The following is a 20,213-nucleotide window of genomic DNA, read 5'->3' on the forward strand; positions in this document are numbered from 1 at the left end:
TTTCGATTTTTTCCCCATTGCAGCCATGAAAGTTGTTAATTCATATCACAGCCATCCCATAAGAATGGACAATTTTAGTGTGGCTGGCGGCCGATCCCACTCAGGATCGGCCTGATGAAAAACAAACCAACCAAAGCCAGGCTGCCAGTGCTAACCCAGCTCTGCAAGCTCATACCGCCACACCTCGTCCCCAAACTTGCCTGCAAGCACGGCATCGACAAGCAGGCACGCGCCTTCACGGCATGGAGCCACGTCGTCAGCCTGCTCTTTGCCCAGCTCACCCACTCCATCGGACTCAACGATGTCTGCGATACCCTTCGCATTCATTCGCGCTGGCTCGGCAGTCTCCGGGGAGCCGTCGCCCCCGCCCGCAACACACTCTCCCACGCTAACAGGAACCGCAACAGTGACATGATGGAGGATCTCTTCTGGGGAACGCTCCGTCACCTCGACGGGCTGATGCCGGGAGGCTTCGGCATACGCTACAAGGGTGTGCCCAGAAGATTCAAGAGAGCTATCCACGCCGTGGACTCTTCCACCATCGCGCTGGTGGCCAACTGCATGAGCTGGGCAAAACACCGCCGCCGCAAGGCCGCCGCCAAGCTGCACCTGCGCCTCAACCTCCAGAGCTTTCTACCGGGGTATGCCGTTATTGAAGAGGCCAGTCATCACGACGACACCCGCGCTCCTGAACTCTGCGCCCACCTCCAGGAGGGCGAGATCGCCTTGTTTGACAAGGCCTACATCAACTTCACCCACCTCTACAACCTTGCCCTGCGAGGCGTCTTCTGGGTGACGCGCGCCAAGGATAACATGTCCTATACCGTGCGCAAAAAGCTCCTGCGCAAGCGCAGCGGCAACATCCTGCGTGACGACCTCATCCTGCTGAAGACCCCGAAGAGTAAAAAACAATACCCAGTCCTGCTGCGCCGGGTCGAAATGATCGTCACCGTTGACGGCAAGGAAGTGGTAATGGTTTTCATAACCAACAACACGGACTGGGCGGCCAGCACCGTCGGCGAGCTCTACCAGGCACGCTGGGGCATTGAGGTCTTTTTCAAACAAATCAAGCAGACGCTGCAAGTCTGTGACTTCCTCGGCCACAGCAAGCACGCCATCCGCTGGCAATTATGGGCGGCCCTGCTGCTCTACATCCTGATGCGCTTCCAGGGGCAGATGGTGGACTGGGCACACAGTTTTTCAAGGCTCCTTGCGATGGTCAGAGGCGTGGTATGGGATCGCATCGACCTAACGACCTTGCTCAAATCCTATGGGACAGCAGGTGGTCACTATCGAATGCGAGCGGCCTGCGAAACCTCGTATCTACCAGGTTTCGCACCATGAAACTGTGGGACAGCACACGGACGTCAAAGCCCGGAACCAAGCGGATGAGCACTCAAAGTTGAAAAAACAAAATTGCCGAATCAGCCAAAAACCAACGTAATATCAACGCTCGTAGCCCCTCATTCGAGGGCTATGGGATGACTGTGAATTCATATTCTTTTCGCTCATACCGAAACACCCCGTTTCTGACCCATGCTACATTCCAACTCTCGCGAGTTCTGAACATTACGGCTTTCTCGTATCTCACAGTTAAAGGGCGTGTCTGATTCAAACGAAAAAATAACTTTTGATGGTGCATATCACCAGCGTCTTCCTTGCTCCTATATAGCGAAATAAATTTATGCTGCTTATTACCGGTCAAATCTCTGTGAACAATTAAAGCAGAGGTTATTTTTTCGATATAACTATCATCGATTGCCTCACTAACACCAGAGGATAACAACACAATAGCCAAAAGCATAATATGATTATTCATAGTAACTCTATATCTATAGTGGCTACCTTCCCCGTTCCGTCCATCTCATGCCGTCAGGCGAATCATACAACTGCGCCGGGCCTACTAACACATATGTCTCCTTGAAAGTGTCCTCCTCGTATGTATCACATTTTTTTCCAGTTTGTTCCGACAACCTCTCACAAGCGGTCTTAGCATCGTCTTCAGCCTCTTTGGTTAGTGCTACTGACATCTCTATCTCTTCATCTAGTTCCAAACCTTTGTCTACTTGTCTTATCTCTTGCCACAAATCACCCTGCTTAACACCTACGACTATTACATCAATTACGCGTACAGCACTTCCCGTAACATCTCCACATTTTACGTATTCATTGATATGTTGCAACCCCTCTACAGGCTGCACACAATAACAACCACCGCTTGAGATATACTCCCATTCAAGTTTCCACTCCCCCTTATTACTCCTATCCCATTCTTCCCATCCCAAATAGTCTGTTTTGTTTACACTATCGTTCCTAACAAACGAATACAGATTCGTCCCTCCATCCTCTTCCTGAGAATCTCTATTAACAAATCTCCCTGACGCAGGATCGTAATATGCGTGGGTAACATCGGTTAACACTAACAGTATTAAATAAATAAAGATGGATGGTTTAAACATATTTCTTTTCGTGTTATGGATAGATTCAGATCAAATCTGAAGCAGTTTCTACTATATTGAGCTAGTGTTGACATAGGTATGATGAATATGAGGAAGGTCATCTGTTTGCGTTTTTGTTTCAGTATTGGCACGCTGGTAATGGTGATGATTTAGTTGAGATATTTATTTTACGGACTGACCCCTCTCAGGACCGGTCTGATTTTTCGCTTCATTTTTCTATCTTCACAACTCACTGACCCCTCTCCGGGAGAGGATCTAGCTTAGGTAATATTTGTTCATTGTTGTCAGCTTTAGCTTTAGGAGGGACCGACAGCTTAAACGGAAAATTTAAATCAACCCATCCAGACTCTATATACTCTATTTTACATTTTCCCGATCTAAAATCAGAAATCCATAGACGTAATGAAACTTTAACTTTGGATTTGTTTTTATAAATTGGCAACACATCCCCTAAGTTAGGGAAAATCAATGCTCCATCTTTTGCTTCAGATTTATATTTAAATTTGAACTTATCACCGTTCTTGAATATGATTCCTTTATATAAAAGAGGTGATACAAGTAAAGTATTCGTACTCTTGATAGGCTTGCCATTGTATTTACTATAAAATGAGGTCTTTCCCCACTGGTCTGGCCTATGGACATAATAGGTATTAAATTCATCCGATATACATTCGACTTGAATTGTCCAATTGTAAAATCTACCTTCTTTTGTTATTGATTCCACCTTTACTTGAAAGGTTCCGCAGGCAGCGAATTGCACCAAATAAAAAGACAATATTATGACGTGAATTGATTTCATAGAGAGTTCAATAACAATTTTTCCATGCGCTTTTCACCCATCCGCTTGCATTCCGACAATAGTGTCCAACCGATTCTTCCGCACCCTTTCTAACGCATTCCTCTTTCTTTACTGGATCTTTTAAACCCGCGCATTGTGCAAACTTATATGCTCTTATCTCCAGGCACGCCCTTTTTGCGCAATCAGTTGCCTTCAAACCGAAGCAACTATCGTATGCATGCGCATACTCGTGAATTGTTAAAAGCTTAAAATAATTAGAGCCAGCAACGCTATTACAGAAGAGAGCTATAGCATTCGTCACGTGGTCGAAATGTCCTCCTCCTTTTTCACCTTTTTCCTTACACCTACATTTGACAGTGGGGAGCTTACATCCCTTCTCCTTCATGCGATCAATCAAGGTCTTAACTCCTTCATCAGCTTCGCCAAGTTTTTTCCCTTTTTCACACGTGTCACAAAGACTTTCTAATCCCAAATAGTCAAACTTGTTTACAACGCAATTTCCTACGAACCCATACAAATTTGGTCCTCCCGCTTCTCGAATCGGATCTCTGGATGGCCAGCGCCCTGTGGTGGGATCATAGTATCTGTAACCGTAGTAGTAGAGGCCGGTCTCGGCGTCGTGGTACTTGTTGGAAAACCTATGGGCGAAGTCGTCTTTCTTCGGCCCGGTGGCAACAAGCGTGTTACCAAAGGCGTCGTACTCGTAGTGCGCCTGCACAACGTTGTTACTGTCAAGATACTCACTGACATTGCCATTGCCATCGAACGTCGGGTAGTAGCTTGCACTGCCCTCTTTGACGGCGAGAAGTCCGCCGACTCCCCCCGCTCCTTGCATGGAACCTGACAAATCCATACCCCAAGTATAGGTCTTTGTGAGTGTAGTGCCAGAATATTCGGCAATAAGGTTCCAGCCGTCGTGGATGTAGAGGGTGGCGCTGCCACCGACAACCTGCTTGACCGTGCGGCGTGACTGGGCGTCGTAGCTGTAGTTGGTCGTGGTGGTGACGGTGTTTTTAGTGACTGTGGCCGATACCAGGCGGTTCTCTGCGTCCCAGACCAGGGTAGCGTGGGTTCCTGCGTCAGATGCCGGGAGCGGACCACGGGTCATGTTGCCGTCTTCATCATAGGGTGCGGGGGCCGGTGTGGTCGGCAGGGCGACGCCGTTGGCGGTGGTGTACTGGTTCAGGCTGTTGGCCACGTAGTTTACCGGGGCAGCGCCCAGTGTGTCGGCGAGTCCGTTGACCGTCTTTTCCCGGTTGCCGATGGCATCGTACTGGAAGGCGCGGTCGTTGTTGGAACTGGAGGTGTCGTCAGCCTCGGTGAGCTCGCCCGCCCCGTTGTAGCTCCATGTGTAGGCGGGCGCGGTGGCGAAGGCGCTACCGCTGGTGATGAGACTGGTGCGTTGACCAATGCTGTTGGCCCCCTTGCCGGTCGGGTTGCCGTTTGACAGGATCTCGTAGTCATACTTGGAAACCGGGCTGGCGGGTGTGCCGGTGTGGTTGTTCCTGCCGAGCAGGACGTTGCGGTCTTCCTCCCATGTGTTGGCGACGGTGTGGCCGCCGGTACGGGTGACGGCCTTGACGAGCCCGTAGCTGTCCGGCTCGTAGGTGTAGGCAAAGTCGGCGGCTCCTGCCGGGGCCTTGGTGGTGGCATCCAGCGCGGGCTGGTGCCATACGGAGGCGAGGCGGTTTGCCGCGTCATAGCCGTAGGCGGTTGTGTATTCTCCGGCGATTTCCGTGGAAAGCGGGCGCAGCAGGCCGTCCTGGTAACGGTCGAGGGTGCGGGAATCCTCCTCCGGATTCCTGATCATCGAGAACCCGTGATGCACGAGGCTTGCGCTGTGCGCTCGAACTGCGTTCTCATCCTTAGACTCGCTTCGCGAGTAGGGTGCATTTTCCAGAGGAAAATGGTCGGGGAGACAGGATTGACCTCGCCCGCTCGGTCTGTGCCAGTGTGCAGGAATCCTCCTCCGGATTCCTGATCATCGAGAACCCGTGATGCACGAGGCTTGCGCTGTGCGCTCGAACTGCGTTCTCATCCTTAGACTCGCTTCGCGAGTAGGGTGCATTTTCCAGAGGAAAATGGTCGGGGAGACAGGATTCGAACCTGCGACATCCGGCTCCCAAAGCCGGCGCTCTACCAAGCTGAGCTACTCCCCGTAGCCAATGACTTGTCGCCCTGACCGGGCGGCGCGCAGAAGCTCTACGAAGTCACACGATAGATCAAGAGTAAAATGATATATTTGAGTATCTCCCTGATCGTTAGCGAGGATTGGGCTGGATTAATTTTTGTGTGATATTCATGCTGAGGGGTTGTAAATCCATCGCGTTGATCGCTTACGGTGATGGAGCAACGATGTTCTGGCGTTTTTACCTGCTCATTCTCAGGCTGGATTGCTCCCAACTCCCAGTCGACGGCGTTGTCCTTCCTCCTCCCCGGCACGGGAGGTCTTCAACCGGAACTTTTTGCGCAAGGCGGCTTCAGGCCTTTGGATACATCAGCCGGTGATCCGGCATCCATTCCTCAAAGATCTGCCGCCAAGCTTTCATCCTCTCATGACAGATGTAAACCACCGCCTTGAGTTGGCGGGCATGACGCTTGATTTCCATGGGCAATAACAACAGCCGCTGCATCACCGTGCGCGGACGCTTGGCCAGGTCTTTTTCAGGCAACACCAACAGCTTGAGGGCCCCGAGGATGTTGTAGGCCAACGCCCCGAGGCTATACCATCCGTCGTTGGCGCTGAGACTGTGGCAGGGCGGCCTGTGAAGCCCTAGATCACTGAGCACTTCGCCAAAGCGGCGTTCACACTCACCCTTGAGCCGGTGACGTTCAAAGGCTGCCCTGGATTGGGCCGCTGTGTGACCCCGTCCTTCTTCAACTTCGACGAAGCAGTAGCTCCAGAACATGTCGTCTTCCCGTTTGTGACGCAGGGCCGCAAAGTTATGCGCTTGCCTACAGCCCGAGGGCTGGTGTCTTACCCAGCTGTAGGATACGAGATGTTTGATTCCTCCACGCCAGTGGGTAAGTTCGGACTCGCCCCAACTTTCCTCGGGAAGTCCTCCGGCCATGCGTTCCAGGGGACTTGTCCATTTGTTGTAGCTGATGCTGTGGCGGGTGAAGTGTTTGGCCGCGTGTTCAAGATCCTCCCCGTCACTGCTGCCGCTGTCGGCGTAGAGATAGTGTTTTCCTTTTTTACGCAGCTTACCGCTGTTAGCGCAGAACCTGCCGAAACACTCGCTTACTCCGCGCTGTCCCCCGAGTTCGCATTCGAGGATGAGAGGCCCGGCCCACAACGTCTGCCAACCAAGCGATACATCCCCCTTGTAGTTGATTGCGGCACCTTCAAATTTTTTACCGCTGACTTCGATCTGGGTATCATCGAAAAACCATTCGAGTTCGTTGCCACCGTAGCTGTATGTATTGGCCGGAGCCGTCTTGAGCACCCATGTGCAAAACCGGCGGTTGATCGCCTTGAGGGCATCAAGGCCCGCGGGGTCCAGAGCCCGGAGCCATTCGCCCAGGGCGCTCTGGTCGGGCAGTTTTTTTATTCCTAACAGCCTTAGCAGTGCCTTGTCTTCATTGAGAGCCTCCGCATCCGCCAGGCTGCTTCCTCCTGTGCAGAAGTTGTAGAGAAAGGTGCTGATGTAGACTTCGGGATCAAAGCCCCGGTTGCGGTTCTTGCGGTGCTCGAGCTGCGGGTAATCACTGATCCAGCCCATTAGTCCGCTTTGCCGGATCAAGCCGACAATGGCCAGTTGCCCTCCATGCACCGAGCATGATTCCGAGGTTCTTAGCTCCATTGCAAACTTGCGCGGCTTCAGGGAGTAGTGTCGTGACATGCCCCCTTATACACAATATCAGTCAAAGTTGCAAAATCACCTTCAGGGTGAATCATCCCCAGCGTCGCTAATGATTAGGGAGTATCTTTGTATCCAGCCATCTCCATACCCTCACCACGATGGTTGCCACGAGCAACAATCGGCCCGCGCGCTCCTTGTCCATCCACCTCAAATAGAATGACATCCAGCAAACCGCAACAATGATGACACGGGATATTCCCGGAAGATTGTGACAATTTCACCTTGTGTGCTATCCTTACAAACGCTGTGCAGAAACAACATGATCCACAGTCAACCCCAAAAAATAACACGATGAAACTTAAATACATAATTACCCTGATCGCAACGACTGCTATGTTTACCTCATGCGAGGAAGCCAGGAAAACGACCGACGAAGCCACTGACAAAGCCGCAAAGTCGGCTGAAAAGGCTGCCGATTCTGCTGAGAAGGCCGCCGAGGCAAGCAAGGAAGCCGCCAAGAGCATCGCTGATGCAGCGAAAGAAAAAGCCGCAGAAGCCAAGGCAGCCACTGAAAAGGCAGCCGCTGACGCCAGAAAAGCGGCCGAAGAGAAAGCAGCCGCAGCTGAAAAAGCCGCTGCGGATGCTGCCGCTGAAGCCAAGAAAAAAGGTGAGGACGCTGTCGAAGCCACCAAAGACGCCGGTGATGCGGCCAAGGAAAAAGCCGCCGATGCGGTGGAAGCCACCAAAGACGCAGCCAAAGCAAAGGCCAGCGATATCATTGACAAGGCCACCAAAGCAGTCACACCCGAAAAACCGGAAGAGTAAGCGGTCGGGTCCGGGTGCAAAAAAAGCACGCCTGGACTTGCCGTAAGCCCCCATCAACTCACACATCACCCCTGTTCTCTGCTGGACAGGGGTGTTTTTTTCTTAAAAACAACCTTCTCGCGCGTGAATTCCAGCCTATCAACACCCTCGCATCCCAATCAGATGCGATATTCGATTTCACAGGCTTGCAATCTCGTCGCAATCTCATAATCTGCCGCCTCTCTATGCAACTCTCCGCCATCATTGAAGCCCTGCTGATCGCCTCTGAGGACCCCCTCCCCAGTTCCGAAATCGCCCGCCTGATTCGTGCCCGGATAGCCGAAGCCGAAGACGCCCTGGCTGCTGCCGCCGAAGACAAGGATGAGAATGAGGGTGAAGAAGAACCTGCTGACAGGCAACCCTTGGAGAGACCGCAACTGCCGGACGAGCTTGCCGCTCTAGCAAATGTCAACGATGACGCGATTACGGCTGCCATCGCCGAGCTGAATCACAGTTACGAGACCACAGGGCGGGCATTCCTCTGTACGGAAAGGGCCAAGGGATGGAAAATCTACACCCGCCCAGACTACGCCGAGTTTGTCCGCCAGCTCTTCCCGGGAAGAAAGCCGAGCCGTCTCAGTGGCCCGGCGATGGAGACGCTGGCAATCATCGCCTATCGCCAGCCCGTCACCAAGGCCTCCCTTGAAGCCGTGCGCGGTGTTTCCTGTGACGGCATGATCCAGAAACTCCTTGATCGGGAGTTGATCAAAATCGGCGGTCGCGCCGACCTCCCGGGTCGACCCATGCTCTACGAGACAACGGATCTATTCTTTGAACATTTTGGTGTCAAATCCGTTGACGAGCTGCCCAACGCCAGCGAACTCAGATCGGTCAAGCTCCCTGAACCTGAAGACTTTGCTGAAAGCCCTGAAGATACGGAGGAAACCGATACACCGGAAACCGAAGCAGACGATTCTGATAGCTTTACCCAGGAAGACATCGAGAAACAGCTCGCACTCACCGCAGCTGGAATTCCCAAGTCAGAAGTAGAAACAACACCAGATGCAGATGCAGGCGGCGAAGCACCCGGCGAATCGTCCGGTTCAAGCAACGAAGAGGAAGAGTGATTTCCGGTTAGTTATTTTCAGTTAGTTATTTTCAATCATCCCTTAAAAAAAGTGCCACTCGACAACATACGTAAAAAAATCGACGCCATCGATCAACAACTGCTCGACCTTCTAGCGGATCGCGCCGGTCTCGTTCACGAAGTCGGTGTGATCAAAAAAAAGGAGGGGCTGCAAATCTATGCCCCGGAGCGTGAGGATGCATTGCTCAAACGCTTGGCAGCCATGAACAAGGGGCGGCTCCCGGACCGATCCGTGCTTGCCATCTACCGCGAGATCATGTCCGCGGCACTTGCCCTCGAAGACGACCTCAAGGTCGCCTACCTGGGGCCCGAAGGCACCTGGACCCACCAGGCAGCCATCAAAAAATTCGGCCACTCGATCACCTACTCCCCTCAAGCCAACTTTGCCGATGTTTTTGAACAGGTGGCACGCCGCAAGGCGCACTATGGTGTGGTTCCCATCGAGAACTCGACCGAAGGAGCCATATCACACACGCTTGACCTCTTTGTTGACTCCCATCTTCAGATCTGTGCCCAGATTTTACTCCGTATCGAGAATGGTCTGATGGCCTGTATTCCACGTGCCCAAATCAAGACCCTCTATTCACACCCACAAGTCTTTGGCCAATGCCGCAACTGGATACTTCGCAATTTCCCCGACGCGGATCTAGTGGAGGTTTCCTCCACGACCAAAGCCGCGATGCTCGCACGCCAAAATGCGGCCGATGGTGCTGCGGCACTCGGCGGCAAACTTGCCGCCGAATTAAACGATCTCGATATCCTTGAAGAGTCGATCCAGGACCGGGCGACCAATACCACGCGCTTCCTGGTCATCGGTGAAAAGACCTGCCCGGCGACGGGTAATGACCGCACCTCCATCCTCTTTTCCATCCATGACCGACCTGGCTCCCTGGTCAAGGCGCTACAGGCCTTCGACAAGCTCAACGTCAACATGAGCAAGATCGAATCGCGCCCATCCAAGCAGCGCGACTGGGAATACATCTTCTATGTCGATCTTGCAGGCCATTGCACCGACCCCGCCGTATCCGATGCCCTGCTGGAACTTGAGAAACACTGTTCTTTGGTAAAAATGTTCGGCAGCTACCCGGACTCGGATGAGTAAGCTTTATTTTGTTAGGATCCAGTAATCCTGACTTTGGGAAAGACATCCGAGTGGTGCATCTTGAGGATTTCACGCCGTGTAGTGCCCGGTGGCATTTCGTTGACATCAAAGTCACCGCGATGTAGGCAGTAACCATGACTATCCATGTGTACTTTCTCCTCTTCATGATCACGATGTTGACGGTCGGCCTGGGGCATGCCCAGGAGACAACACCACGGGATGACCTGGATTACAGAGCCATCAGACGACAGGCAACAGGCCGCGAACACGATCAGATCAAAACCCCACGGGGAACGATTTTCTACAAAGTGAAGATCACCCGGATCGACGACTACCGGGTCACGATCGAACATCAGGACGGCCAATCGATACTTGATTACGACAGCATTCCGCCAGAATGGATCAAGGAATTCAATGTCGTCGCGCGGGCGCAATCAAACACCAGGGCATCCCGCACAGGACAGCCAGCAACCCCTGAGTTCGATATGTCGGGCATTGTTAGTATCGGGAGTGAATCGGCGGGCGGCGCGGGTATACTGGTAAAATCAGGTGAAGCGTATTACGTTTACACCGATTGTGCCACCATTAGCAGCAACGCGCAGTTATCGATGCAATTAACGGGCGGCAAAGTCCTTGAGTATGCCCAGATTATTGAATGTGCGGAAGGCTTCCCGCTGGCCCGGATCCAGGTCAAAGCCCCCGGCGATGATGTGCACCCCGTTGTCCTGGCCTCTGCCGACGCGGGTAGCCAGTTACAAGCCCACCAGTTTTTGTTTCCTTTGAAGGCTTCGGATAACCTCCGCCCGGCAACCATCAAAGCCGTCGAATCTAACACCATCGAGCTCAGTTACAGAATATCGGATTCGGAAAGAGGGACGGCGATGATGACCGGCGACAAGGTGGCTGTCGGTCTGTTCCTGGGGAAAATGCCTGACGACCAGAGACTGGCGAGCTACGATTCAAGGCGTTTTGAAAGCAGGGATTTGGATCTGGTCCGACTGGACATTGCCTATCAGTGGAAAAAGGTAAGGCTTCTGGATTTCTTGTCTGCCCGGAAACGCATCACTGATTTCGACCAAAAAACCTTGCTCTGCAAAGCATTTGGCGAGTGCCGGCTATCGGGTGGTAAAGTCGTCATCCCGGGCAACGCGCTGGCGCTTTTCAAGAGCCAGACAAAAAACCGTCATGTTGAGGACTTGCTGAAATTAAGCGAGAGCCTTGAAAAAAAATCGATGCGTGTGAATGAAAAGGAAGTGACGCGGAAGCTCGACAACATCATCGATTCGGCCCTCCGGTCGTCGAAAAAACAAATGGCGAAGGTTTCACTGGATGATTTCAGCTGGTATCACAGGCACTTCTTCAAGGAATCGCTCGATTGGAGGAAAGGCGTTGTTACCCGCGTGGAACAGTGACAAGCCGACGCCGGCTCACCTCCCCAACATCCTGTTGGTATCCTTGACACTCAGACCTTTCTGGTCTTTCCAGTTGGTGATTTCCGGCTGCTTGTAAACGCGCCGACGCACTTGGGTTTCCGCGTCCTGGGTGTGGGCAATACGTGTTGCCCCCTGCTCTCCGGCGGTTGATTTTTTGAAAGGATTGACCGCGTATGATTTTCCATCGGCCTGGGCACGTTGCCCAGCCGCGGCAGCCTGTTTTTGGACGAACCACGGCTCCTTTTTATATTGGCTGGCATCTGTGTTACCCTCGTATTTTTTCCGCGCGAAAAAAGTGTTACCCCCCCAGCGTTTTTTCCGGTAGGACTTGGTGCTGTAGTCTTTCCCCTGGAAATCCCGGCCAGCCGCGATATTGCTTTGCTTTCCCTCAAGACTGCTACGCCGGTCCGACTTCATCACCGGATTACCGTCCTTATCCTTACCCACCGTGTAACGTTCATCCCTGCCCCAGGCATCTTTTTTGACCTGGGTTTTGGTGACGGTCTGCTCCGAAGCACACGCACCCAATAACATCGTAACACCGATGGAAAGCAGTATGGTTTTGGAAAACTTCATCACGGCGTGGAGCATGCCATCAATTGAACGACTCATCAAGCCCCCATTTCCTTCGGGACAAGCAGGGCGATCATGCTCGGGGTTTTTTACCGCGAAATACGCCAAATACGCGAAAAAGAGGATGTTTTCAGGTGCATTGCTACAGATCTTACCGAAACCCTCATTGAGAGTCGCTCTGTGTAAGGTATCAGGATATGAAAATTTCGCGTATTTTGCGTATTTCGCGGTCTCATCAAAACTCTCTTTGTTAATTTCTCCCGAGCTTGATCGCCCAGTCGGGACAAGCGGTTCCCTCCCAAAACCCAGCTACGGCCTTCTGAAGGGAGGACGGTGAACGGGAGTTGCTGAGCCTGGGACGGCGGCAGGATCAGTTGCAGCAGGTTTGGCGTCGGTCAGCTTTGTCCAGTCGACATCGCCGTTATCGATACGCCTTATTTCAGCCTCGTAAATGGCATCCTCGTTGCGGGGATCAATCGTGGCCGAGAGCGCGATCAGGTATCTTGCCAGCAAGGTATTCACTTCCGCCTGCTGTTTTTCCAGTAATTTCCCACGGGTCAGGAGGAGACGGGCAAACACATCGGAGTCGTAGTCGGCGATGACCTTTTCCGGCATAATCCCACGTTTCAGCTGGGCATTGATCACCACGCACTTTTTGTTGCGGGGAGACAAATGCAGCGCGAGGCCGAGCACCTTGCGGGCATTGTCCAGAGATTCCTGGTCGCCCGAACTTAACAAAATCTGATTCACCGCATAGGCAGCGAGATTGGTCGCGTATTCATCCCTTTCGTTATTCACCATCGAGAGATCGTCACCAAAAAGCCGCTTATTGATCCTGGGTTCTTTATAAAGCCCCTTTAGCTCCGACTGGGCACCTGCTGCGGGACCGGGGATGCCTGCAAGCAAAGCCACCATCAAGGCGAGTCGGAAAGTTCCTTTCGAGATGCGATTCATCCCTGCCATTGTCTCGTTTCCAGATCCATCACGCAAGCTGCATTTTTGTGGAAGTTTTTTCGTGTCCAGCTTTCGCTTTTCCGCTTGCATGCTGGCGTGAGCAATGAGGGATCGGCCAAAAGAATCATGCGTTTGGAAATGCGCACCCGGCTCGGTGGATTACCGCAGGCAGATATTGCCGCTGGTTCGGAAATGATTTGCCGTCACCTCTCTCGCGCTGGGTTCATGCTGGCATCCGTGCAAACGATCGCTGTGTATGCCTCCCACGGGCCCGAAGTATCGCTGGCCAGCCTCGCCTCGCTTCTCCCGGACAAACGGCTCGTCTATCCTCTGTGCCATGCACCGCGTCGCCTGTCGTTCCACCACGTCACACGCCTATCAGAACTGTCAGCGGGCACGCTGGGCATCCCTGAACCGAATGCCGGATTGCATCCTGAGGTTGCCCTCGCGGACATCGACCTGATATTGTGCCCCGGCCTGTGCTTCGGTTTGGATGGCTCGAGACTGGGCCATGGGGGGGGCTATTATGACCGTGCCCTTGAGCACTATTCCGGGGTGGTCTGCGGGGTTGCCCTGGAACAACAAATCAAACCCAGCGTGCCTCATGATGACCACGATATCCTGATGGACTGGTTGGTTACCGAAAACGGAATCAAGCTTCCGCACTCCAGACCTCGTTGAGAATCGACTGCTGGAGGGTGTCCATCGTCGCCCTCCCCTCACTTGTCGCATCTTCATGTCCAGCCAAGTGAAGCAGGCCATGAACGATGTAGAGCATCAGCTCCCGCTCGAAGCCATTATCAAATTCCGTCGCCTGCGCACGCGCCGTTTCCGCACTCACATGAATCTCGCCATGATCAAAGGTAATGACATCCGTTGCTCCCGGAATATCCATAAAACGCAGGTGCACGTCAGCAATCGTCTGATCATCGACGATGCTGACCTCGACCGTTTCCAGCTGTGACAAAGCAGAGTCGTATTCTTTGGCATAGCCGAGAGCCATGGTGACAGCCAGCTGGCCCGAGGTTTCCAATCGGCCCAACAAGGCAGGTGGTAATTTGATCACCCCTTGGTGGTTGAAAACAGAAAGCTCTGGAGGCTGTGACATCCTTGCCTGACGTTAGTAATGCACCCTGGAGAGCTGCTTCATGGGCTGCGTCGCCGTTGCCTGGCGAGTCGGGGGTTTTTGATTTTCCTGGCTCCCCTCTTTGGATTTCTTTTTGGCCGCCTCGTCATCCTTCGGATAATCGATGCGAGTATGCATCATACTCCGGAGTGTCGAGGCAAAGCTCTCGCAGGCTTTTTTAATATCCCCCATGGTCAGGTCACTACGGTCAAGCTGGCCGCTGGTCACCCTGGCCATGACGATATCATCCACCAGATTACGGATCTTCTGGGGGGTGGGTTTTTTCAGGCTTCTGGAGGCACTTTCCACAGCATCGGCCAGGCTGATAATACCGCTTTCACGGCTACTGGGGCACGGTCCCGGGTAACGGAAACTTTTGGTATCCACATCGGGAAGGTCTTCCTTGTTTTCAATTCCCTCCTCGACCTTCCTCTCGACTTCGAGCCGTTGCTCACGTGCCTTGTGATAGAAGTACTGGACCAGCGAGTCGCCGTGATGTTCGCGGATCACCTCGATGATTTTCGGGTTCAACTTATGTTTGATTGCCATGTCCACGCCATCCTTCACATGGGCGATGATCACGATGGCACTCATGGTGGGAGTCAGGGTATCATGCGGGTTTTGATCCCCCTGGTTTTCGATGAAATACTCCGGTTTGTTGAGTTTACCGATATCATGGAAATAGGAGCAGACACGGCACATCGAGGCATTGGCACCCACTTCCTCGGCTGCTGATTCGGCAAGCGTGGCTACCACCATACTATGGTGATATGTCCCTGGAGCCTCAAGCTGGAGCTGACGCAGCAGCTTGTGGTTCAGGTCGCTCATCTCCAGCCAGCTGATGTTCGTGGTGATGGCAAAGAGGCTTTCCAGGGCTGGCAGGAGACCGCTTACCACCATGCCGGTGAGAAGCCCACCGAGAAGGACGATGATGATTTTGGTTCCCTCAGCCGAAACCTTGTCGCCATCGGCCAGCAAGCCGAGGTCTATTTTATCAAAAACCAGTGCCAGCAGGAATGTTGTCAGGCCCACATAAAACCCGGCGCGTAGTAGATTGCCACGCCGCCTGACACGACGGGTCAGCGCCACCGCCATGATGCCTACAATCAGACTGATGGTCAGAAAGCCGAAAATTTCCTGCACCGGCAGCAGCAAACAACCGAACAAACTAACACTGAGTGCTGAAAACGCCCCGGCATGGCGTCCCGCCAACACGGAATTCACCATCGGAGCGAAGGCCAGCGGCGGTAGTAAAATACGGTAATCAACGGGCCAATGGTTGGCATCGACAAGATAACACGTAGCCCGCAACAAAGCCACATGCACCACGATACCACCAAAAATGAGGACTACCTGGCCATTGCCGATCTTTAAACTGTGTCGTGTATGATAAATGAGGACCACCCCGGCGGCCAGGATCATACAGATCAGGCTTCGGCGCATGCCGCTCCCATGGAACAATGTTTGATCCGAAACATAGAACGCTGCAATCAGACAGACCAGGGCGGCAAAGGCGGGGTAGATGAGCAGCTTCATCCACACACTGCGCTCCATGGAGTCCACCATGGCGTTTTCACTTGTGGTGGAGGTGCGGCGTTTCTTGCCGGATGACATCCCCCTTTTAGCAAGGCGCCATCGCTTGAAAGAATCAATAAATCCCATAAATTGTTAAATCGGATGAAAACAGATAGTAGAAAGAAGCTGCCGTGGTGTGGGTTGGCAAGACATCAAAAGGACGCTTCCGCGTCCCTTTGGACCCTGAGGCTATCCCAAATGACCCGCTTTGACAATCTTGTATTTCTGGCGGAAAACCATCGGTTTTACGTGGTTTCTGGCATTTTTTACCTTGTGGCGGCACCTTGCCTGCGATGGTTTTCTGCCACCCAATGCCTGGCTGGCCGGTGCTTGATCGAGGCCCGGCCGCTGTGAGTTACCCGTCAACCCTGTCCAGGCAAAGCCCCCGGTTCAGTCAGGAAAAACCATCGTCTTGGGCTCGGTCGAAACCGTCGCCGGGTCTTGGTCGGTCTGTGGGACAGCTGATGGGATGGCTAAAGGGGCGGCTCCTGTTGGCTGGGGGCGCTGCTGCCCCGGCACGTTCACCTCAGGCGCGGGCATCCAACTGGGGGCCTTGGGCGTGACATCTGCATACCAGGCCACCAAGGTCATACCTATCAGTCCGACAAAGCCACCGTAGCCGAGCGTCATCGCCGTTGCCATGGATGCAACGAGGGGGGTGAATATCAAAAGGCCGATCACCATCCAGCTTGGTTTCACCTCGTAGTGATGGACGACCAGCCGGATCCGCGATCTGGCCAGGGCCAAACCAAAAACCGTGTAACAGGCGAAATAGGAGAAGGCGTTGATATGGTATATCACCCCGCACCCATCGGTCACGGCGTGACTGCCAAACATCGGTGCCAACCACGACAACACCATCGAGCCAAAAAACAAGGCTATCATCGCAATTTTTCCGAGATTGGTTTTAAAGGCCGACGAGCCGATGGAGCCGGCGCAGATGATCCCCGAGGCGGTGACCACGGTCATCGCCATCACAAGATTGCGCCACGCATCGATACCGCCAATAAAGTAACGCACGATCAGATAAGGGAGCAGGGAGACAAAGGTCACCAGGCACAAACCCCACATCGCAAGGAACTTCCCCCTGACCACCCGCCAGCGCGTCAGTGGCGTCATCAACAACAGCTCGTGGTTTCCCTCCTCAAGCTCCTGCCCCATCAGCGCAAGCCCGCCCAACGGCATCACCACAATACAGATGAACCCCGCAACCAGCCAAAACGGTCCCGAGGTAAAAAACAAAGCCGGGTTCAGCATACCGGTCATATCCGAGAACCCCTCCACATCCCCCATGTTGAACTCCGCCAGCATCGCAAACACCGCCAGCACCTGAATCACGATAAACGGGATGATAAACATGCCGCGGCGCAATCCTTGCCGCAGCTCTTTCACCGTCATCGCTCCAAAACGGTCCGGCAGGTCATCTTTTTGATAGGTTAGTTCACTCACAGCTTAGGTGCACTCTAGGCTAACATGGTATTTTTCCAACCTCATTTTTAGCCACCACCCCATCCAGCGAATAATGGTTCGACCACCCCGTCATGGTTCACTCATGCGACCGGATCATTTTGGAAATATGGCAACCGGCACATGCGTATAACTAGCCGTGAAGACTTCCCTTCTACCCTCACTCCGGGTAATCTCGATGTTGGCCCTGATCGCTCCCTTCTCCCCGGCCTCGGCAACTTCCCCATTGCATGCCGCATATACGGAACGGGGTGCCCGCTATGTGGTATTTGCCGAAAGACGTTCGGTGGGCGACGGCCACTGGTATGCCAACCTTGGCTACTATGCACCATCGACCGAACGGAAGCTCTACGCGCCCAAAAGTCGGCTCTGCCTGCTCGACACCGAGTCGAAGACTCTCCGAGTATTGATAGACGACCCGGAGGGAACCCTGCGAGACCCCGTGGTGCATTATGAGGCGACCAAGATTCTTTTTTCCTATCGAAAAGGCACAAGCAACCACTTTCATTTGTACGAGATTGGGGTTGACGGGAAAAACCTCAGGCAACTGACCGGCGGCACGCATGATGATATCGAACCCACCTACCTCCCTGATGGCGGAGTGATGTTTGTCTCCACACGGGGCAAGCGATGGGTCAACTGCTGGCTAAGCCAGGTCGCCATTCTTTACCGCTGTGACGCTGACGGAAAAAACATCCGCCAGATCTCGGCCAATATCGAACACGATAACACCCCCTGGGTGCTACCGGACGGTCGCATTCTCTATCAGCGCTGGGAGTATGTGGATCGATCCCAGGTCCACTACCACCATCTCTGGACCACCAACCCGGACGGAACCAACCAGATGGTCTATTTTGGAAACCAGCATCCCGGCGGCCTGTTTATTGATGCCAAACCGATACCAGGGACGAGAGACGTGGTAATGATCAACTCACCAGGGCATGGCGCACGTGATCACCGGGGGCATGTGGCAATTGTTAGCGACCGCCAAGGGCCTGATGCCAAAAACCAACTGAAGAACATCAGCAAAAGCAACTCCTACGTCGACCCCTGGGCATTTTCCCCGGACTTGTTTATGGCGGCGACCTCCAACCGCATTGTCATCCTCGATAGTCAGGGCAACGAAGAGCTCCTCTACCAGGGCAAGGAACCCATTCATGAGCCACGTCCCGTCATCAAGCGCCAACGCGAGCGCATCATCCCCTCACGCTCAGACCCCGGTAAAAGCACTGGCGAACTCATCCTCACCGACGTTTACAATGGCCGGAATATGAAGGGGGTGACGCGTGGGGAGATCAAGAAACTCCTGATCATGGAATCATTGCCCAAGCCGATCAATTACACCGGTGGTATGGCACCGATGAGTCACAATGGCACATTCACCATGGAGCGGGTGTTAGGCACGGTTCCTGTGGAGGCCGACGGCTCAGCCAGGTTTGAAGTCCCTGCAAACCGTCCGCTCATCCTCGCTGCTCTCAACGCCAGCAATCAGGCGGTCAAAAGAATGCAGTCGTTTCTCAGTGTCATGCCAGGTGAGACCACCAGCTGCGTAGGCTGTCACGAGGACCGCTCCTTGGCGCCCCCCAATGTCAACTTCGGTAGCCTGTTAGCCATGAAACGCCCCCCTTCGGCCATCACTCCTGTTCCAGGGGTCCCGGGGATATTTGATTTCCCACGGGATATTCAGCCCATCCTGGACAAGCACTGTGTGCGTTGCCACAACCCGGACAAACGTGAGGGCGAGATTTTACTCACCTCGGACCGGGGTCCCCTTACGACACATAGTTTTCACCAACTCACGGTATTCGGGCAATTTTCAGACGGGCGCAACCGGCCTCAAAGCAATGCGGCACCTTACCAGAAATGGGATGCAGCCAGCCCGCTGATGACCAAGCTCAGCGGTGTGCACCACGGTGTCCGTGCATCTCCCCAGGAGGTCGAAATCGTCCGTCACTGGATCAATGCCGGCGCCTATTATCCGGGAACCTATGCAGCACTGGGGACCGGTATGATCGGCGGCTATGAAGAAAACCAGATCCAGCGCAACGACATGGTCTACCCGGAAGTCCACGCGATGGATCACGCTATCCAAAAACGATGCCTGGAGTGCCACAAAGACGAAAAAATGCCACTACCACGCACCGCATCCCATGAAACCCTGGTCCCGACCTGGGTGCCCCAGCGGAATGTGCGCTTCTCCCGACACATCCTTTATAACCTGACCCGACCTGACAAGTCTGTGCTGCTCATGGCTCCCTTGGCAAAACCTGCGGGCGGCTATGCCGAGGATAACAAAGATTACGTCCACCCGGTCATTTTCAAGGACAAGTCCGACCCCGGCTATCAAACAATCCTCAAGGGGATTGAAAAAACCAAATGGTTACTCGAGGAAATCGGCAGCTTTGAAATGCCAGGTTTCAAACCACGTGGTGCCTATGTCCGGGAAATGAAACGCTTTGGGATTTTACCTGCAAGTTTCGATGCCAATAAAGACCCCATCAATGTCTATGACACCGATCGACGCTATTTCCAATCCCTCTGGCACGTTCCAACAGGAAAACCTCCCGTAAAAACGCACAACAATCCGTTCCCATATCCGGGTATGGAAAAAGACAACGACCCCGCAAAATCACGGGCCCTCTGGAGAGAAGCTAAAGCGTCACGGTAGTTTTGAATGGACCGCCAAATACGCTAGGTTTTCATATCCTGATACTTCATACATCCCCCCCATTAAGAATTTTTGGTAAGGACTGTATAAAAAAGTGCAGTTGAAGCCCGATCTCATTCCCTTGTCACGCTACCTTGTTGATCACCATCCGAACACGCAATCCTTGATTCTTGGTAGTGCTTCGGAGGAGCTCATTCAAAAAAGTTCTTAAAGCCTGGCCGGACGTATCGCCTATCTTCATCTCCATGGCCTTGTCTTGACAGAGATGAGGCCAAACTTTGGGCGAGGATGGTTTCGTGGTGG

General features: G+C 53.3%; 17 protein-coding genes and 1 tRNA gene. 7 read left to right on the forward strand and 11 right to left on the reverse strand.

Annotated elements, in window-relative coordinates; all coding sequences use genetic code 11:
• Positions 1-114: 114 nt before the first annotated feature.
• On the forward strand, positions 115-1,344 hold the full coding sequence (locus H7A51_04980) for an IS4 family transposase (protein ID MCP5535576.1): 1,230 nt from the start codon (positions 115-117) through the stop codon (positions 1,342-1,344).
• A 130-nt stretch (positions 1,345-1,474) separates the two neighbouring features.
• Here H7A51_04980 and H7A51_04985 read toward each other — a convergent pair whose 3' ends face one another.
• From H7A51_04985 to H7A51_05010, 6 genes are all read right to left on the reverse strand, one after another.
• Positions 1,475-1,819 (reverse strand): hypothetical protein, encoded by a 345-nt coding sequence (locus tag H7A51_04985; GenBank protein MCP5535577.1) that lies wholly within the window; start codon positions 1,817-1,819, stop codon positions 1,475-1,477.
• A 22-nt stretch (positions 1,820-1,841) separates the two neighbouring features.
• Entirely contained in the window at positions 1,842-2,459 is a 618-nt protein-coding gene (locus tag H7A51_04990) for a hypothetical protein (GenBank protein MCP5535578.1), read from the reverse strand.
• A gap of 229 nt (positions 2,460-2,688) precedes the next feature.
• The gene (locus H7A51_04995; protein MCP5535579.1) at positions 2,689-3,258 is read right to left on the reverse strand and encodes a hypothetical protein; all 570 of its coding nucleotides are present in this window, start codon (positions 3,256-3,258) and stop codon (positions 2,689-2,691) included.
• Positions 3,259-3,265: 7 nt separating this feature from the next.
• Complete coding sequence (locus H7A51_05000) at positions 3,266-5,068, reverse strand: hypothetical protein (protein MCP5535580.1); 1,803 nt, start codon at positions 5,066-5,068, stop codon at positions 3,266-3,268.
• A 272-nt stretch (positions 5,069-5,340) separates the two neighbouring features.
• Positions 5,341-5,417: transfer RNA gene (locus H7A51_05005), tRNA-Pro, on the reverse strand.
• Between the two features lie 321 nt (positions 5,418-5,738).
• A complete protein-coding gene (locus tag H7A51_05010) occupies positions 5,739-7,100 on the reverse strand; it encodes a transposase (GenBank protein ID MCP5535581.1) in 1,362 nt (453 codons plus the stop codon).
• Between the two features lie 312 nt (positions 7,101-7,412).
• Here H7A51_05010 and H7A51_05015 point away from each other — a divergent pair, with 312 nt between their 5' ends.
• The 4 genes from H7A51_05015 (at position 7,413) to H7A51_05030 (ending at position 11,526) form a co-directional block, all read left to right on the forward strand.
• Positions 7,413-7,886, forward strand: coding sequence for a hypothetical protein (locus H7A51_05015; GenBank protein MCP5535582.1), 474 nt, complete (start codon positions 7,413-7,415; stop codon positions 7,884-7,886).
• A 224-nt stretch (positions 7,887-8,110) separates the two neighbouring features.
• Positions 8,111-8,992: an SMC-Scp complex subunit ScpB gene (scpB, locus tag H7A51_05020; protein ID MCP5535583.1), complete on the forward strand. Its 882-nt coding sequence runs from the start codon at positions 8,111-8,113 to the stop codon at positions 8,990-8,992.
• Between the two features lie 51 nt (positions 8,993-9,043).
• Positions 9,044-10,114, forward strand: coding sequence for a prephenate dehydratase (gene pheA, locus H7A51_05025; protein ID MCP5535584.1), 1,071 nt, complete (start codon positions 9,044-9,046; stop codon positions 10,112-10,114).
• A gap of 134 nt (positions 10,115-10,248) precedes the next feature.
• Positions 10,249-11,526, forward strand: coding sequence for a hypothetical protein (locus tag H7A51_05030; GenBank protein MCP5535585.1), 1,278 nt, complete (start codon positions 10,249-10,251; stop codon positions 11,524-11,526).
• 15 nt (positions 11,527-11,541) lie between these two features.
• Here the strand turns inward: H7A51_05030 and H7A51_05035 are convergent, their stop codons facing one another.
• Positions 11,542-12,159, reverse strand: a complete 618-nt coding sequence (locus H7A51_05035; GenBank protein MCP5535586.1) for a hypothetical protein — start codon at positions 12,157-12,159, stop codon at positions 11,542-11,544.
• 270 nt (positions 12,160-12,429) lie between these two features.
• On the reverse strand, positions 12,430-13,074 hold the full coding sequence (locus H7A51_05040) for a hypothetical protein (GenBank protein ID MCP5535587.1): 645 nt from the start codon (positions 13,072-13,074) through the stop codon (positions 12,430-12,432).
• A 126-nt stretch (positions 13,075-13,200) separates the two neighbouring features.
• On the opposite strand from H7A51_05040, the gene H7A51_05045 reads away from it, so the two are divergent.
• On the forward strand, positions 13,201-13,755 hold the full coding sequence (locus H7A51_05045; GenBank protein MCP5535588.1) for a 5-formyltetrahydrofolate cyclo-ligase: 555 nt from the start codon (positions 13,201-13,203) through the stop codon (positions 13,753-13,755).
• Here the strand turns inward: H7A51_05045 and ybeY are convergent.
• The 3 genes from ybeY to H7A51_05060 all read right to left on the reverse strand — a co-directional run bounded on the left by ybeY (position 13,727) and on the right by H7A51_05060 (position 17,224).
• Positions 13,727-14,182, reverse strand: a complete 456-nt coding sequence (gene ybeY / locus H7A51_05050) for an rRNA maturation RNase YbeY (GenBank protein MCP5535589.1) — start codon at positions 14,180-14,182, stop codon at positions 13,727-13,729. The two genes, H7A51_05045 and ybeY, sit on opposite strands and share 29 nt — an antisense overlap.
• A 12-nt stretch (positions 14,183-14,194) precedes the next feature.
• On the reverse strand, positions 14,195-15,862 hold the full coding sequence (locus tag H7A51_05055; GenBank protein MCP5535590.1) for an HDIG domain-containing protein: 1,668 nt from the start codon (positions 15,860-15,862) through the stop codon (positions 14,195-14,197).
• A 303-nt stretch (positions 15,863-16,165) separates the two neighbouring features.
• On the reverse strand, positions 16,166-17,224 hold the full coding sequence (locus H7A51_05060; GenBank protein MCP5535591.1) for an ABC transporter permease subunit: 1,059 nt from the start codon (positions 17,222-17,224) through the stop codon (positions 16,166-16,168).
• A gap of 157 nt (positions 17,225-17,381) precedes the next feature.
• Between H7A51_05060 and H7A51_05065 the strand changes: the two genes are divergently transcribed.
• Positions 17,382-19,910 (forward strand): hypothetical protein, encoded by a 2,529-nt coding sequence (locus H7A51_05065; GenBank protein ID MCP5535592.1) that lies wholly within the window; start codon positions 17,382-17,384, stop codon positions 19,908-19,910.
• Positions 19,911-20,213: the final 303 nt, after the last annotated feature.

It is taken from the genome of Akkermansiaceae bacterium (assembly GCA_024233115.1).
Lineage (GTDB): Bacteria > Verrucomicrobiota > Verrucomicrobiia > Verrucomicrobiales > Akkermansiaceae > Oceaniferula.